Source organism: Exiguobacterium sp. SH5S13, assembly GCF_004337085.1.
Classification (GTDB): domain Bacteria; phylum Bacillota; class Bacilli; order Exiguobacteriales; family Exiguobacteriaceae; genus Exiguobacterium; species Exiguobacterium aurantiacum_A.
On record NZ_SJUS01000003.1, the window covers coordinates 18,100 to 31,494 of the forward strand.

The following is a 13,395-nucleotide window of genomic DNA, read 5'->3' on the forward strand; positions in this document are numbered from 1 at the left end:
TTGTTTTTGATGGAGAGGAGGGGCGAGATGCAAGATAAGTTCATGAAACGAAATTTACAACTGTTTTTCCGGAAGTTGACACCAATCCAGACGCTCGTGTTGATTTATAGCGCCGCGGTCGTCCTAGCCATCGTTTTGTTGGCGCTACCAATTGCGAGGCAACCAGGTGTGACGATTACGTTCACCGACCTCGTCTTCTTCGCGGTCAGTTGCGTCAGTGTCACCGGACTCACCCCGATTGTCGTGACCGATACGTTCTCGACATTTGGATTGTTTATCATTCTATTCATCGTCCAAGTGAGTGGGGTCGGACTGATCAGTCTCCACGTCATCATGTGGATTTTGCTCGGGAAACGAATCGGCTTCCGCGAGCGACAGTTGATTTTACGCGATCAAAACCAGACGTCGATGTCTGGCATCATCAAATACATCACTGAAATTGTCATCACCGTTATCGCGATTGAAGCGGTCGGCGCTGTCTTGCTCGGTGTCCATTACTTGAACTACTTTGACACGGCCGGAGAGGCGTTCCTGCAAGGCCTGTTCGGTTCGATCAGTGCGACGACTAACGCCGGATTCGATATTACCGGCAGTTCGCTCGCGCCGTTCCGTGAAGATCCGTTCGTCATCTTCACGCAAATCGTGCTCATGACTGGCGGCGCAATCGGCTTCCCGGTGCTCGTCGAGATTCGGACATATTTGACGAACCGGATCAGTCGCAAGAGTGGGAACTTCCCGCGTCGTTTTTCTTTGTTCACGAAGTTGACGGTATCGACGTTCTTCATTTTGATCGCCGTTGGAACGGTCGGTCTGTTCTTGTTCGAATACAATAACGCCTTCAAAGAGTTGCCGCTTTGGCTCGCGCTTTCCGATTCGTTGTTCCAGTCTGTGACGACGCGAAACGGAGGGCTGTCGACGGTCGACGTCAACTTGTTCTCCGAAGGCAGTATGCTGCTCTTATCCATCTTGATGTTCATCGGGGCCTCGCCGTCTTCTGTCGGCGGGGGGATTCGGACGACGACGTTCGCCGTCGCCGTGCTCGGGGTCATCGCGTTCATTCGCGGGGACTCGTCGATCAAGGTGTTCGGACGTGAGATCGTGCTCGAAGATATTTGGAAAGCGTTCGTGATCATCACGGTATCGCTCGCCGTCTTGTTGACGGGGGTCTTAGTGCTCACGTTCTTTGAAGACGCATCGCTCACGCGCATTTTGTTTGAGGCGTGTTCAGCGTTCGGGACGACCGGGCTTTCGGTCGGCCTCTCGTCGGAGTTTAGCAATGTCGGCAAATGGGTGCTCACGATGCTCATGTTCATCGGTCGGATCGGTGTCATCGCCTTCATCTTGCTCTTGCAACGGAGACAACCGAAGCGAATGTACAACTATCCGAAAGAATCGATTATCTTAGGTTAAGGAGATTGTGACATGAAGGCATTTTGGATCAATTTCGGTTACGTGTTCGCTGTTCCAGTGTTGCCGTTTATCGCCGTCGTGAACGGGACGGCGCTTTGTTCGCCGGATTCACCGCTACTCGATATCCCCGTGCTTGGCTTTTTCTTGGCCAACCCGCTCTGGTTCGTCCCGGTCTATGGTTTGTTCGCGCTCCTCGTCGCCAAATGGTTGACGGAGCGCGAGCGTAGCCGGACCGCACGTACATGACTTGCTTCGGCAAGTCTTTTTTTTGTCCAACAGATGCAACCTGTCCTAAAAATCGCTACACTAGAGAAGGTATCGAATGGAGGGAAGATGGATGGATTTTCAGACGTGGCGCCATGTGTTTAAACTGGACCCGAACAAAAAGCTCGATGAATCGGCACTTGCCGCGCTCGTCCGTTCAGGTACGGACGCGTTTCTCATCGGTGGTACGGACGGGGTCGATGCGGAGAACACGTTCGCCCTTTACGCACGGCTGCAAGGTTGCGGGATTCCGGTCGCGCTCGAGATGAGTCATCCTGAACACGCCATCCGTGGATTCGATCATTACTTTATCCCGACGGTGTTGAACGCCGGCACCGTCGATTGGGTCGTCGGTCATCAAATGCGGGCTTTCGAACGGTACGGCCATCTGTTTGACTCAAATAACGTGACCGGACAAGGGTATATCGTCTTGAATCCGGAAGCGAAAGTGGCCGCTGTGACCGGGGCGAGAGCAACGTTGACGCTTGAAGAAGTCGTCGCCTACGCCGAAACAGGTCATCATCTGTTCCGTCTCCCGTCGCTTTATCTCGAATATAGCGGCACGCTCGGTTCACCTGACGTCGTCAAAGAAGTGAAGCTGGCTTTACCCAATGCCCACGTGTTTTATGGGGGCGGCATCGACGGGAGCGACACGGCCCGGATGATGGCCGAATACGCCGACACGATCGTCGTCGGCAACATCATTTACGACAATCTCGAAGGGGCGCTTGCGACTGTGCAAGTAGTCCGTTAAAATAAGAACAAATGTTTGGAAATAAGGAAGGATACCCCCTATGTATAACTTAAGCGAAGAATTAGTCAAAGGCATGAACCCGCCACAAGCAGAAGCGGTCAAATATACAGACGGTCCGCTCTTGATCATGGCTGGTGCCGGATCAGGTAAGACACGTGTGTTGACGCATCGCGTCGCCTATTTGATAGCGTCGAAACAAATCGCGCCATGGAATATTCTCGCGATCACGTTCACGAACAAAGCAGCCCGTGAGATGAAAGACCGGATTGCCCGTCTCGTCGGCGGCGTGGCAGACGACATTTGGATTTCGACGTTCCACTCGATGTGTGTGCGCATCTTGCGCCGCGACATCGACCGGATCCGTTACGACCGTAACTTCTCGATTTTGGATTCGTCCGATCAGCTCACGGCGATCAAGCAAGTGCTCAAAGAGTTGAACCTCGATCCGAAGAAGTACGAGCCCCGGACGTTACTCGGGATGATCTCGAACCATAAAAATGAACTGCGCACAGCGAAAGACGCGGCCGGACTCGTCGGCAACAATCCGTACGAAAAAGTCATCTCGGACGTCTACACGGCGTATGAGAAGAAGCTGAAACACAACAACGTCCTCGACTTCGATGACCTCATCATGAAAGCGATCCAGTTATTCGAAGAAGCCCCGGACGTGCTCGCATTCTATCAGAAGAAGTTCCAATACATCCACGTCGATGAATATCAAGATACGAACCGGGCCCAGTATACGCTCGTCAAGATGCTCGCGGCCGCTCATGAGAACCTATGTGTCGTCGGTGACTCAGACCAGTCGATCTATCGCTGGCGCGGGGCCGACATCGCCAACATTTTGACGTTCGAGAAAGACTATCCGAGCGCGCACGTCATCTTGCTCGAACAGAACTATCGGTCGACGAAACGGATTCTAGAAGCGGCGAACGGGGTCATTAAAAACAACTCGACCCGTAAAGACAAAAACTTATGGACCGATAACGACGAGGGAGAGAAACTGCTCATCCACGTCGCCTCGGACGACCGGGACGAAGCGTTCTTCATCATCAACGAGATGAAAGAACTGCGCCAAGAAGGCATCGAATACGGCCAGATGGCCGTCTTATATCGGACGAACGCCCAGTCGCGTGGTCTCGAGGAAACGTTGCTCAAGTCGAACATCCCATACAAGATGGTCGGCGGCACGAAGTTCTATGAGCGTAAAGAAATTAAAGACATCCTGTCGTACTTGCGCTTGATCGCCAATCCGGACGAGGACCTCTCGTTCGTCCGCGTCGTCAACGAACCGAAACGCGGCATCGGCGCGGCGACGGTCGATAAGCTCGGCGACTTCGCCGGTATGCAAGGCGTCTCGCTCATGGAAGCGATTCGCGACATCGAACTGTCGGGTATCGCGCCGCGAGCGGCGACGAAGCTGACCGAGTTCCGCCAGCTTATGATCGACCTTCGGCAAATGGCAGACTATTTGTCGATCTCTGAACTGATTGAAGAAGTACTGAAGAAGTCAGGCTATGAAGAGATGCTTAAAATCGAGAAGACGCTCGAAGCCGAGAGCCGCCTCGAGAACTTACAAGAATTTCTCTCCGTCGCTCAAAACTTTGAGAAGGAGAGCGAAGAGCAGACGCTCGTCGCCTTCTTGACCGATTTGACGCTCGTCTCAGACCTTGACTCGCTCGAAGAGGTCGATGAGTTGCATCAAGTGACGCTCATGACACTTCACTCGGCAAAAGGGCTCGAGTTCCCGGTCGTCTTCTTGATCGGGATGGAAGAAGGGTTGTTCCCGCACAGCCGTTCGTTGAATGACCCGGAAGAGATGGAAGAAGAACGCCGTCTCGCCTACGTCGGCATCACCCGTGCCGAGAAGCGCCTTTATTTGACACGGGCTCAGTCGCGCATGTTGTACGGACGGTTCCAAAACAATCCGGAATCCCGTTTCTTGCACGAGTTGCCGGAAACGCTGCTCGAACGTTCGGGCAAAGCGAAAAAAGCGATGCCGTGGAATCCGGTCGAATCACCTGGGAAGTTGCCAGTCAACGGGTTCAGCTCGAAACCGAAGCCAAAAGTCGCCCAATCGTCAGGTGCCGAGTCGATAAGCTGGCAAGTCGGGGATAAAGCGAATCATAAAAAATGGGGACAAGGGACGGTCGTTCAGACACGTAGCGAGGGCGATCAGCTCGAACTTGATATCGCCTTCCCGCAAGTCGGGATTAAACGCCTGCTCGCCAAATTTGCCCCGATCGAAAAAGCGTGAGGTGATCGTATGGAGATGACAGAACACGTCGAAACGTTACGACAAAAGTTGAACCAATACGGCTATGAATATTATGTACTTGACCGGCCGAGCGTCCCGGACGCCGAGTACGATCGGCTCATGAACGAGTTGATTCAAATCGAGACGGACTATCCGGAGCTTAGGAGCCCGGATTCGCCGACGCAACGCGTCGGCGGTGCCCCGCTCGATGCGTTCGTGAAAGTGACGCACGATACCCCGATGCTCTCGCTCGGCAACGTGTTCTCGAAAGACGATTTGATCGAGTGGGTCGAGCGGATTGAAAAAGATCTTGGCTATGCCCCGTTGTTCGTCGCCGAGCTGAAGTTCGACGGTCTTGCCGTCTCGCTCAAATACGAAAACGGTCGCTTCAAGCGCGGGGCGACGCGTGGAGACGGGACGACAGGCGAAGACATCACGCAAAACTTGAAGACGATTCGCACGATCCCGCTCCGTCTGAATGAGGATGTGACGTTCGAAGTGCGCGGCGAGGCGTATATGCCGAAACGTTCGTTCGAACACTTGAACGACGAGCGGGAACGCCTTGGGGAGCCGTTGTTCGCCAATCCTCGTAATGCGGCCGCCGGGTCGCTCCGTCAGCTCGATTCGAAGATCGCGTCGTCACGAAATCTCGCCTTCTTCGCGTATGGGCTCGTCTCAAACGATGAGCTCGTCGCGTCACATGATGAGTCGCTCGAATACTTGAAGCGTCTCGGGATCGCCGTGAGCGGGGAATATACGACATGTCGGACAGCGGACGAGCTGTGGGACTATATCGAGATGTACGTGACGAAACGTTCAGAACTTCCGTATGAGATTGACGGGATCGTCATCAAAGTCGCCGCTTACGAAGAACAAGAACAGCTCGGTTTTACGGCCAAGAGCCCGCGCTGGGCCGTCGCCTATAAATTCCCGGCCGAAGAAGTCGTCACGACGATCGAAGACGTCGATTTCAGTGTCGGACGGACGGGGAAAGTGACGCCGCGGGCCCGGTTCGCGCCGGTCGCGGTCGCGGGATCGACCGTGACGTACGCGACACTCCATAACGAAGACTTCATCAAAGAGAAAGACCTTCGGATCAACGACCGAGTCGTCATTAAAAAGGCAGGGGACGTCATTCCGGCCGTCGTGTCCGCGCTCGTCAGCGAACGGACCGGGAACGAGGCAGAAATCGTTTTCCCGACCCGGTGCCCGGCTTGTGAGTCCGAACTCGTCCGCTTAGACGGTGAGGCGGATCATCGCTGCGTCAACCCGGAATGTCCGGCCCAACTGCTCGAAGGGCTGATTCATTTCGTGTCGCGACCAGCGATGAATATCGACGGTCTCGGTGAAAAAGTCATCACCCAGCTTCATGCGGCTGGCCTCGTCCATAACGTCGCCGATTTGTACGTCCTCGAGCGAGAAGCGCTCCTTGATTTAGAACGGATGGGTGAGACGTCAGTGACGAACTTGCTTGCCGCAATCGAACAATCGAAACAGAATTCGCTTGAACGGGTGTTGTTCGCCCTCGGGATTCGTCTCGTCGGTCAGAAAGCGGCCTCACTCATCGCGGAGCGGTTCGAGACGATGGACGCGATTATGGACGCCTCGGTTGAAGCGTTGATCGGGATTGACGGGATCGGGACGAAGATGGCGGAATCGATCGTTCTTTACTTCGAGAAGCCTGAGGCGCGTGAACTCGTCCGCGAACTCGATACGGCCGGTGTCAACTTGACGTTCAAAGGAGTGAAGCGGTCCGTCGCCGCCGACGCCCCGCTCGCTGGTAAGACGGTCGTCTTGACCGGGAAGTTGTATGAGATGACACGCGGTGAGGCGGGAAAACGATTAGAACTCCTCGGCGCGAGCGTGACCGGAAGTGTCAGTAAGAACACCGATCTCCTCGTCGCTGGCGAGAAGGCAGGTTCAAAACTGTCGAAAGCCGAAGCGCTCGGTGTCGAAGTATGGGATGAATCGAAACTGCTCGCCTTTTTAGCGGAACACGTCTGAACGGAAGACCCTCAAAGAAGCGAGGGTCTTTTTTCATTGACCTGATTTATAAAAATCTCAGTATATGGACGGATTCACTAAAGTGGTGGACGGGTAATGAATAGTAACAACAAAATTGTAAAATATTTCTGCAACCGAGGTACTCTTGACACCACGACTCGCGCACACTCACCCTCTATCTCCTCTCCGTGCTAGAGCGCTGTCGTCGGGACATTTTGTCACTGATGGACATACATCTTAGAGGAGGGGACCACCATGCGTAGCGCCACCAAACGGTTCACGGCATTCATCACGTTATTCGTTTTACTCATCGGCATGTGGGCACCAAACGTTCTTTATGCAAGCGACACGACGGAAACGAGCATGCTGTACGTCCAAGTCGATCTCACCGCTGAAGAGCAAGCGACACTAGACGAAGCTAGTCTTGTCTATGCCGATATTACGTATTATGGGGTTCGCGAGACCGCGGACGTCTGGCGTTTTATCGTGGACGTTCAAGCAGTCGAGACGTCCTTGATTGATCAAGTTACGTTATATAACGAGGAAGGCGTGCCGTACTCGTTTACGCCAGCATCGATTACAGCTGAGCTACCGATTGAAGAGCTACCGATTGAAGAGCCAGCGCTCGAGGTGACAGAATCTGGTGTTACCGACGAGAGCAGTGAACCAGTGAGCGAAGTGGCAGAACCTGGTGTCACAGCCGAGAGCAGTGAGTCAGTGGACGAAGAGACAGAACCGGCAACCGAAGCGCCGATGATCGAAGAAGTCGCGGCGACGACGGTCGAACCAGCGGTCGCAATCGGACTTGAAGTCGGCAAAGAGGCGAACATCGACCAAGCCGTCGTCGGAGGGAGCATCCCTTATACGTTCGTCATCGAGAACACGGGCGATGCGACGTTGACGATCACGTCGATTGAAGACGAGTTTTTCAGCGGTGGGATTCAAGACGATGCCATCACTGCTTTCAACGAGGAAGTACGCAGCAAGTTGACGGCGCTCATCGGTGACGATGGTCTCGCTTCCGGCGAACGCGTCGAAACGACTGTAATTCTCGATGTGCCGAGCGACTACGACCAAGTGATGCATCCTGAAGTTGGGAACATCTTCCGTGTCGCTGCGACAGATGAATCGGGTCGTGTCGTCAACGCCGAAAGTCAGCAAATCGTTTTGCTCAACCGGCTCGATTTCACGGTCACGAAAGTCGCGAACCCGCAAACGGTTCATCCGGGCGAGACGATCCTCTATACGTACACGCTCACGAATACGTCGAACGTCACCCTTTACTTCGTCGACGTGGTGGAAGAGTGGACGAGCGGCGCTTTGACAGCGAAAGAACAACGCGAGACGACAGAGGTGCTCCGCGACGGGATGCGAGCGCTCGCTGAAGTCGAGAACGGATTGATTCCGGGCGAGGAAGTCGTGCTCGAACTAGAAAAAGTGTTGCTGCCGTCATACGATGTTCGAGCCGGGGGGATTTTGACGAACCGGGTCACGTTCACGTTTGAAGTCAACGAGGCAGCTCGCGTCTCCCGGGCGGCGGAAACGACAGTCCACGTCAAACAAGCGATTCCGGAACGGGAAGACGAGGAAGCATACGTACCAGAACCGACCACGCCCGTGTCACCTGAGCAAGGCACATTGCCAATGACCGGCACGACCGAGACGTGGGCTACTGTGATTGGCCTCGTCTTGATCGTACTCGGCCTATTGTTCTTCACACACCGGCGCCGGCCGTCTTCAAAAACTTGATCATACGTCCTTCGATGAAAGTCGAGGGACGTATTTTTGTGATTCTCGACTGATTCCGCTTCGACACTTTTTTCAACAGACGATTTTGTTATAATGGACGAAGTGTATAACGAATTGATTCGTCAAAGGAGTTTGGACATAGATGAAATGGAAACAAATAATAATCCCCGCCCTCGCCGCGACGGTATTTCTCGGTGGGTGTTCAATGAAAATTCCGATGGGGGAAGAAGAAGTGACGCCGACCGGGAACGAGACGACGTCAGAAGGTGTCACACAAGCGATTGAAGCGCGTGACTCGTATTACCAGATGATAATTCCATTCAAGCCGGCCGCAGCGCGCGGGCTCGCCCAACGCCAAGTCAGCTCATCGCTCGAACTAGAAGAAGTCGAGCTTGGTCTCATGCGTCATTCGACCGGCGCGTTCGCGCCTGAACAATACGTTTATCAAGAAGGGCAATTATTGAAGGCTGAAGACGTCTCTCGTCTGCTCGGACGAAAAGATAAAACGTCTGAAGGTCTGACACCGCTCAACCCGGCCTATGCGAACGGGACGGCAGAAGTGGCAGATGCCAAGTTCGTCGAAGAAAACAAGAAGTCGCCGCTCTATTTGGCGTCGCTCGTCGAACAAAACTATATGACAAAGACGGATAGCGGATATCAACTCGACGGTGTCTCATTCGCCCTCATTTTGAACCGCGAGTACGTCTTCCAGGCCCCGAACTTCGGTCCGACCTACACGGAAAAGTTAGATGCGAAAAAAGTCATCGCAGAAGGGGAACGGATGGCAAATGAACTCGTCGCACAACTGCGGAAGCGTGAAGACTTTAAGGGTCTTGACATTAACGTCGCCCTATACATGAAGTCGGCGCAAGGGTCACCGACACCGGGCAATTATGTCAAGTCAGCGTTCGTCGGGGAAGGTGCGGAAGTGGCCGCGTCTGATTGGAAAGCAATCGACGAGAAGTACTACTACTTCCCATCGAATACGGCGACGACCGAAGTGCGTGATGACGCACAGAAGTTCACGTTGTTTAGCGACCGAATCGCTGATGTCTTCCCTGACTTCAGCGGCATGATTGGTAAAGGATTCTATCAGAACGGTGATTTGTCACGCATCGAGATCGACATCCCGATCCAATTCTACAGCCGGGCCGAACTCGTCGGTTTCACACAACACGTCGTCGGTTTGCTTGAGAACCGTTGGGAATACAATCGGAACGTCCCGGTCCGTATCAATGTCACCTCACTCGGTGGCACACAAGAAGTGACGATCGTGTTCGAAGAAGGCATGGCTACACCGAAAGTTTACTTTTAACAGAAGAGGTGCTTCGTAATGAAACGAAGCGCCTCTTTTTTTCGTATGTATTGTAACGAGGAAAATCTTTGACCTTCTTTGACCAAATCGGTAGAATAGACTTAACAGAAACGGGAAAGAATAAGGTGAGGTGAATCGAGATGACGAAAAACTACTATGACGTGCTTGGCGTGTCGAAACAGGCATCCGACCAAGACATTAAGCGAGCTTATCGAAAATTAGCGAAACAATATCATCCGGATGTGAATAAAGAGCCGGGGGCACAAGATCAGTTCAAAGCAATCCAAGAAGCGTTCGATGTGTTGAGCGACCCCGACAAGAAAGCGAATTATGACCGTTACGGCAGTCCGGAAGGCCCGACGTTCGGTCAAGGGACGTATGACGGTGACGGATACGGGGAAGGTTCGGCGCAATTTGAAGACTTGTTCCGTCAGTTCGGTGGCGGATCACGCACGACGTCGCGGACGTTCGGATTCGACGACATGTTCGGAAGTTTCTTCAACCAAGCGGTAGAAGAAGACTTAGATGAGACGGTCCGGGTCAACGTGCCGCTCAGCCAGTTGACGAGTGATTCGAAAGTGAGTTTGCGCCTGCAAACGGGTACGGTCAACGTGAAGATTCCGCAAGGCGCCCATGAGGGCCAGAAACTTCGACTGAAAGGCAAGAGCAGCAAAGTCGGTCAATCAGGCGACCGGGGCGATGTGTACGTCGAACTCCATTTCACCGATGACGAGACGTATCGACGAGAAGGAGCGAACGTCATCACCGTCAAACGGTTGCGGCCACTCGCTTTCCTAGACGGTACCGAAGTCGTCGTCGCGACGCTCGACGGCGGCCGCGTCAAGCTTAAAGTCAAACCGGGCTCACGTCCGGGCCAGCGGATGCGGATTCCGGGTCGTGGTTTCATGACCGCTTCAAAAGTCCGGTCCGACTTGTTCATCCAACTCGAGGTCGACTTGCCGCTCGACGCCGCCCACCGGTCTGTTTATGAACAACTAGAACGCTGAGCATAAGGAGGAAACAACATGGATTTCAATCGATTTACAGATAAAGCGCATGAAGGGATCGTCAGTTCGCAAGCACTTGCTAAACAGTATCATCATAGCGAGATGAATGAATGGCACGTCCTCGCCTCGATGATTTCGCAAGCTGACGGCATCATTCCACTGTTGTTGCAAAAGATGGAGTTGAACGTCGCGGAGATCGAGGCAGAGGTCGCGATGGCACTCAAGAACGCACCGAAACTTCAAAACCCGACGACACCGATGATCTCGGCCTCGCTGCTTAACGTGTTGACGACAGCTGAGCGTGAAGCGACCGGTATGAGTGACGAGTACGTCTCGGTCGAACACATCTTGCTCGGCATCCTCCTCAACAAGAGCCAGACGCAAGCGATGCTCGAGCGTAAAGGCGTGACCGAGGACAAGTTGCGCGAGGCGCTCGTCGCCGTGCGCGGCAACCGACGCATCACGTCGAAGTCACCGGAAGCGACGTACGACGTCTTGACGAAGTACGGCCGTGATTTGATTCAAGAAGTGAAGACCGGAAAGATCGACCCCGTCATCGGGCGTGACAGTGAGATTCGCCGCGTCATCCGCATCTTGAGCCGGAAGACGAAAAACAACCCGGTGCTCATTGGGGAGCCAGGGGTCGGGAAGACGGCGATCGTCGAAGGGCTTGCCCAGCGCATCGTCCGCGGTGACGTCCCGGAAAGCTTAAAAGACAAGACGATTTTCAGTCTCGACATGAGCTCGCTCGTCGCCGGTGCCAAATATCGCGGCGAGTTCGAGGAACGGTTACAAGCGGTCTTGAACGAAGTGAAAGAGGCGGAAGGGAAGATCATCCTCTTCATCGACGAGTTGCACACGATCGTCGGGGCCGGTAAATCGGAAGGCGCGATGGACGCGGGCAACATGCTCAAACCGATGCTCGCCCGCGGTGAACTTCACTGTATCGGCGCGACGACACTCGATGAGTACCGCCAATATATCGAAAAAGACCCGGCGCTCGAACGGCGCTTCCAGCAAGTGCTCGTCGCCGAGCCGGACGTCGAAGACACGGTCTCGATTTTGCGCGGATTGAAAGAGCGCTTTGAGATCCATCACGGCGTCCGCATTCATGACAACGCGCTCGTCGCGGCGGCTGTGCTGTCGAATCGCTATATCACCGACCGGTTCATGCCAGACAAGGCGATCGATCTTGTCGACGAATCGTGTGCCATGATCCGGACCGAGATGGAATCGATGCCGGCTGAACTCGACGAACTCGTACGCCGCGTCATGCAACTTGAAATCGAAGAGGCCGCTTTGAAGAAAGAGAGCGACGAGGCTTCGAAAAAACGTCTCGACGTGCTCCAGCAAGAGCTCGCCTCGACGCGTGAACAAGCGGATGCGCTCCGCCTGCGCTGGGAGAACGAGAAAGAGTCGACACACCGCGTCCAACACATTCGCGGGGACCTCGAGAAAGTGAAGCTCGAACTGCAAGAAGCCGAGAGCCGCTACGACTTGAACCGGGCTTCCGAGTTGAAGTACGGACGGATTCCAGAGCTCGAACGTGACCTCGCCGAAGCGGAGCGTCTCGCCGGCTCGGTGACGCGTGAACTCGTCCGGGAAGAAGTGACGGAAGAAGAGATCGCCGAGGTCGTCTCGAAATGGACGGGCATCCCGGTGACGAAGTTGACAGAAGGTGAGCGCGACAAGTTGCTCAACCTCGAGACGGTACTGCATCAACGTGTCTTCGGACAAGATGAGGCGATCCGACTCGTCAGCGACGCTGTCATCCGGGCCCGGGCCGGCATTAAAGACCCGAACCGTCCGATCGGCTCGTTCCTGTTCCTCGGTCCGACCGGGGTCGGGAAGACCGAACTCGGGAAAGCGCTCGCCGAAGCGATGTTCGATTCTGAAGACCACATCGTCCGTCTCGACATGAGTGAGTACATGGAGAAACACGCCGTATCTCGCCTCGTCGGGGCACCTCCAGGATACGTCGGCTACGAAGAGGGCGGTCAATTGACCGAAGCGGTGCGCCGCAGCCCGTACTCGGTGCTCTTGCTTGACGAAGTCGAGAAAGCACACGCCGACGTGTTCAACATCTTGCTACAATTACTCGATGACGGTCGCTTGACCGATTCACACGGTCGCGTCGTCGACTTTAAGAACACGATCGTCATCATGACCTCAAACATCGGGGCCGACATTTTACTCGAGGCCGCGAAAGACGGTATCATCGATGAAGAGGAAGAACGTCAAGTCATCGAGCGGCTCCGTCGCCACTTCCGGCCGGAGTTCTTGAACCGGGTCGATGAGACGATCTTGTTCCATCCGCTCACGCGCGCCCAAATCGGGCAAATCGTCGAGAAAGCGGTCGCTCGGATGGGCAGCCGCTTGACGGCACGCTCGATTCGGATCGAAATCTCGGACGCGGCGAAAGCGTTCATCGCCGACGAAGCATACGAGCCACAGTTTGGCGCCCGTCCGATCAACCGTTACGTACAACGGACGATCGAGACGAAGCTCGCGCGCGGCATTCTCGCCGGTGACGTCGAGGATGGTCAGACCGTCATGATCGACGTCGAGAACGGAGAATTGACGCTCCGTCCGACGACGGTGGCGTACTAAACAATAAGGAGCACAGGCCTCGGCC

9 protein-coding genes are annotated in these 13,395 nt (G+C 54.5%); all 9 read left to right on the top strand.

Annotation, left to right across the window (positions count from 1 at the left end; all coding sequences use genetic code 11):
• Positions 1 to 27: 27 nt before the first annotated feature.
• On the top strand, positions 28 to 1,410 hold the full coding sequence (locus EVJ30_RS02770) for a TrkH family potassium uptake protein (RefSeq protein ID WP_131456681.1): 1,383 nt from the start codon (positions 28 to 30) through the stop codon (positions 1,408 to 1,410).
• 12 nt (positions 1,411 to 1,422) lie between these two features.
• Complete coding sequence (locus EVJ30_RS02775) at positions 1,423 to 1,656, top strand: hypothetical protein (RefSeq protein WP_016509263.1); 234 nt, start codon at positions 1,423 to 1,425, stop codon at positions 1,654 to 1,656.
• 91 nt (positions 1,657 to 1,747) lie between these two features.
• Positions 1,748 to 2,428 (top strand): heptaprenylglyceryl phosphate synthase, encoded by a 681-nt coding sequence (pcrB, locus tag EVJ30_RS02780; protein WP_131456683.1) that lies wholly within the window; start codon positions 1,748 to 1,750, stop codon positions 2,426 to 2,428.
• Between the two features lie 40 nt (positions 2,429 to 2,468).
• Positions 2,469 to 4,685 carry a DNA helicase PcrA gene (gene pcrA / locus EVJ30_RS02785; RefSeq protein WP_131467939.1) on the top strand — a complete coding sequence of 739 codons (2,217 nt, stop codon included), beginning with the start codon at positions 2,469 to 2,471 and terminating at the stop codon, positions 4,683 to 4,685.
• 9 nt (positions 4,686 to 4,694) lie between these two features.
• Positions 4,695 to 6,689 carry an NAD-dependent DNA ligase LigA gene (gene ligA, locus EVJ30_RS02790; RefSeq protein ID WP_131467941.1) on the top strand — a complete coding sequence of 665 codons (1,995 nt, stop codon included), beginning with the start codon at positions 4,695 to 4,697 and terminating at the stop codon, positions 6,687 to 6,689.
• Positions 6,690 to 6,944: 255 nt separating this feature from the next.
• Positions 6,945 to 8,438: an LPXTG cell wall anchor domain-containing protein gene (locus tag EVJ30_RS02795; protein ID WP_131467943.1), complete on the top strand. Its 1,494-nt coding sequence runs from the start codon at positions 6,945 to 6,947 to the stop codon at positions 8,436 to 8,438.
• A 205-nt stretch (positions 8,439 to 8,643) separates the two neighbouring features.
• Positions 8,644 to 9,753 (top strand): CamS family sex pheromone protein, encoded by a 1,110-nt coding sequence (locus EVJ30_RS02800; RefSeq protein ID WP_236634111.1) that lies wholly within the window; start codon positions 8,644 to 8,646, stop codon positions 9,751 to 9,753.
• Positions 9,754 to 9,893: 140 nt separating this feature from the next.
• The gene (locus tag EVJ30_RS02805; protein WP_070328816.1) at positions 9,894 to 10,760 is read left to right on the top strand and encodes a DnaJ C-terminal domain-containing protein; all 867 of its coding nucleotides are present in this window, start codon (positions 9,894 to 9,896) and stop codon (positions 10,758 to 10,760) included.
• 18 nt (positions 10,761 to 10,778) lie between these two features.
• Complete coding sequence (clpB, locus tag EVJ30_RS02810; protein ID WP_131456693.1) at positions 10,779 to 13,370, top strand: ATP-dependent chaperone ClpB; 2,592 nt, start codon at positions 10,779 to 10,781, stop codon at positions 13,368 to 13,370.
• The last annotated feature ends 25 nt before the right edge of the window (positions 13,371 to 13,395 follow it).

Coding starts and splice junctions, on each gene's coding strand:
- EVJ30_RS02800 (WP_236634111.1), top strand. CDS start 8,644: ATGAAAATTCCGATGGGGGAAGAAGAAGTGACGCCGACCGGGAACGAG.
- clpB (WP_131456693.1), top strand. CDS start 10,779: ATGGATTTCAATCGATTTACAGATAAAGCGCATGAAGGGATCGTCAGT.
- pcrA (WP_131467939.1), top strand. CDS start 2,469: ATGTATAACTTAAGCGAAGAATTAGTCAAAGGCATGAACCCGCCACAA.
- ligA (WP_131467941.1), top strand. CDS start 4,695: ATGGAGATGACAGAACACGTCGAAACGTTACGACAAAAGTTGAACCAA.
- EVJ30_RS02775 (WP_016509263.1), top strand. CDS start 1,423: ATGAAGGCATTTTGGATCAATTTCGGTTACGTGTTCGCTGTTCCAGTG.
- EVJ30_RS02770 (WP_131456681.1), top strand. CDS start 28: ATGCAAGATAAGTTCATGAAACGAAATTTACAACTGTTTTTCCGGAAG.
- EVJ30_RS02805 (WP_070328816.1), top strand. CDS start 9,894: ATGACGAAAAACTACTATGACGTGCTTGGCGTGTCGAAACAGGCATCC.
- EVJ30_RS02795 (WP_131467943.1), top strand. CDS start 6,945: ATGCGTAGCGCCACCAAACGGTTCACGGCATTCATCACGTTATTCGTT.
- pcrB (WP_131456683.1), top strand. CDS start 1,748: ATGGATTTTCAGACGTGGCGCCATGTGTTTAAACTGGACCCGAACAAA.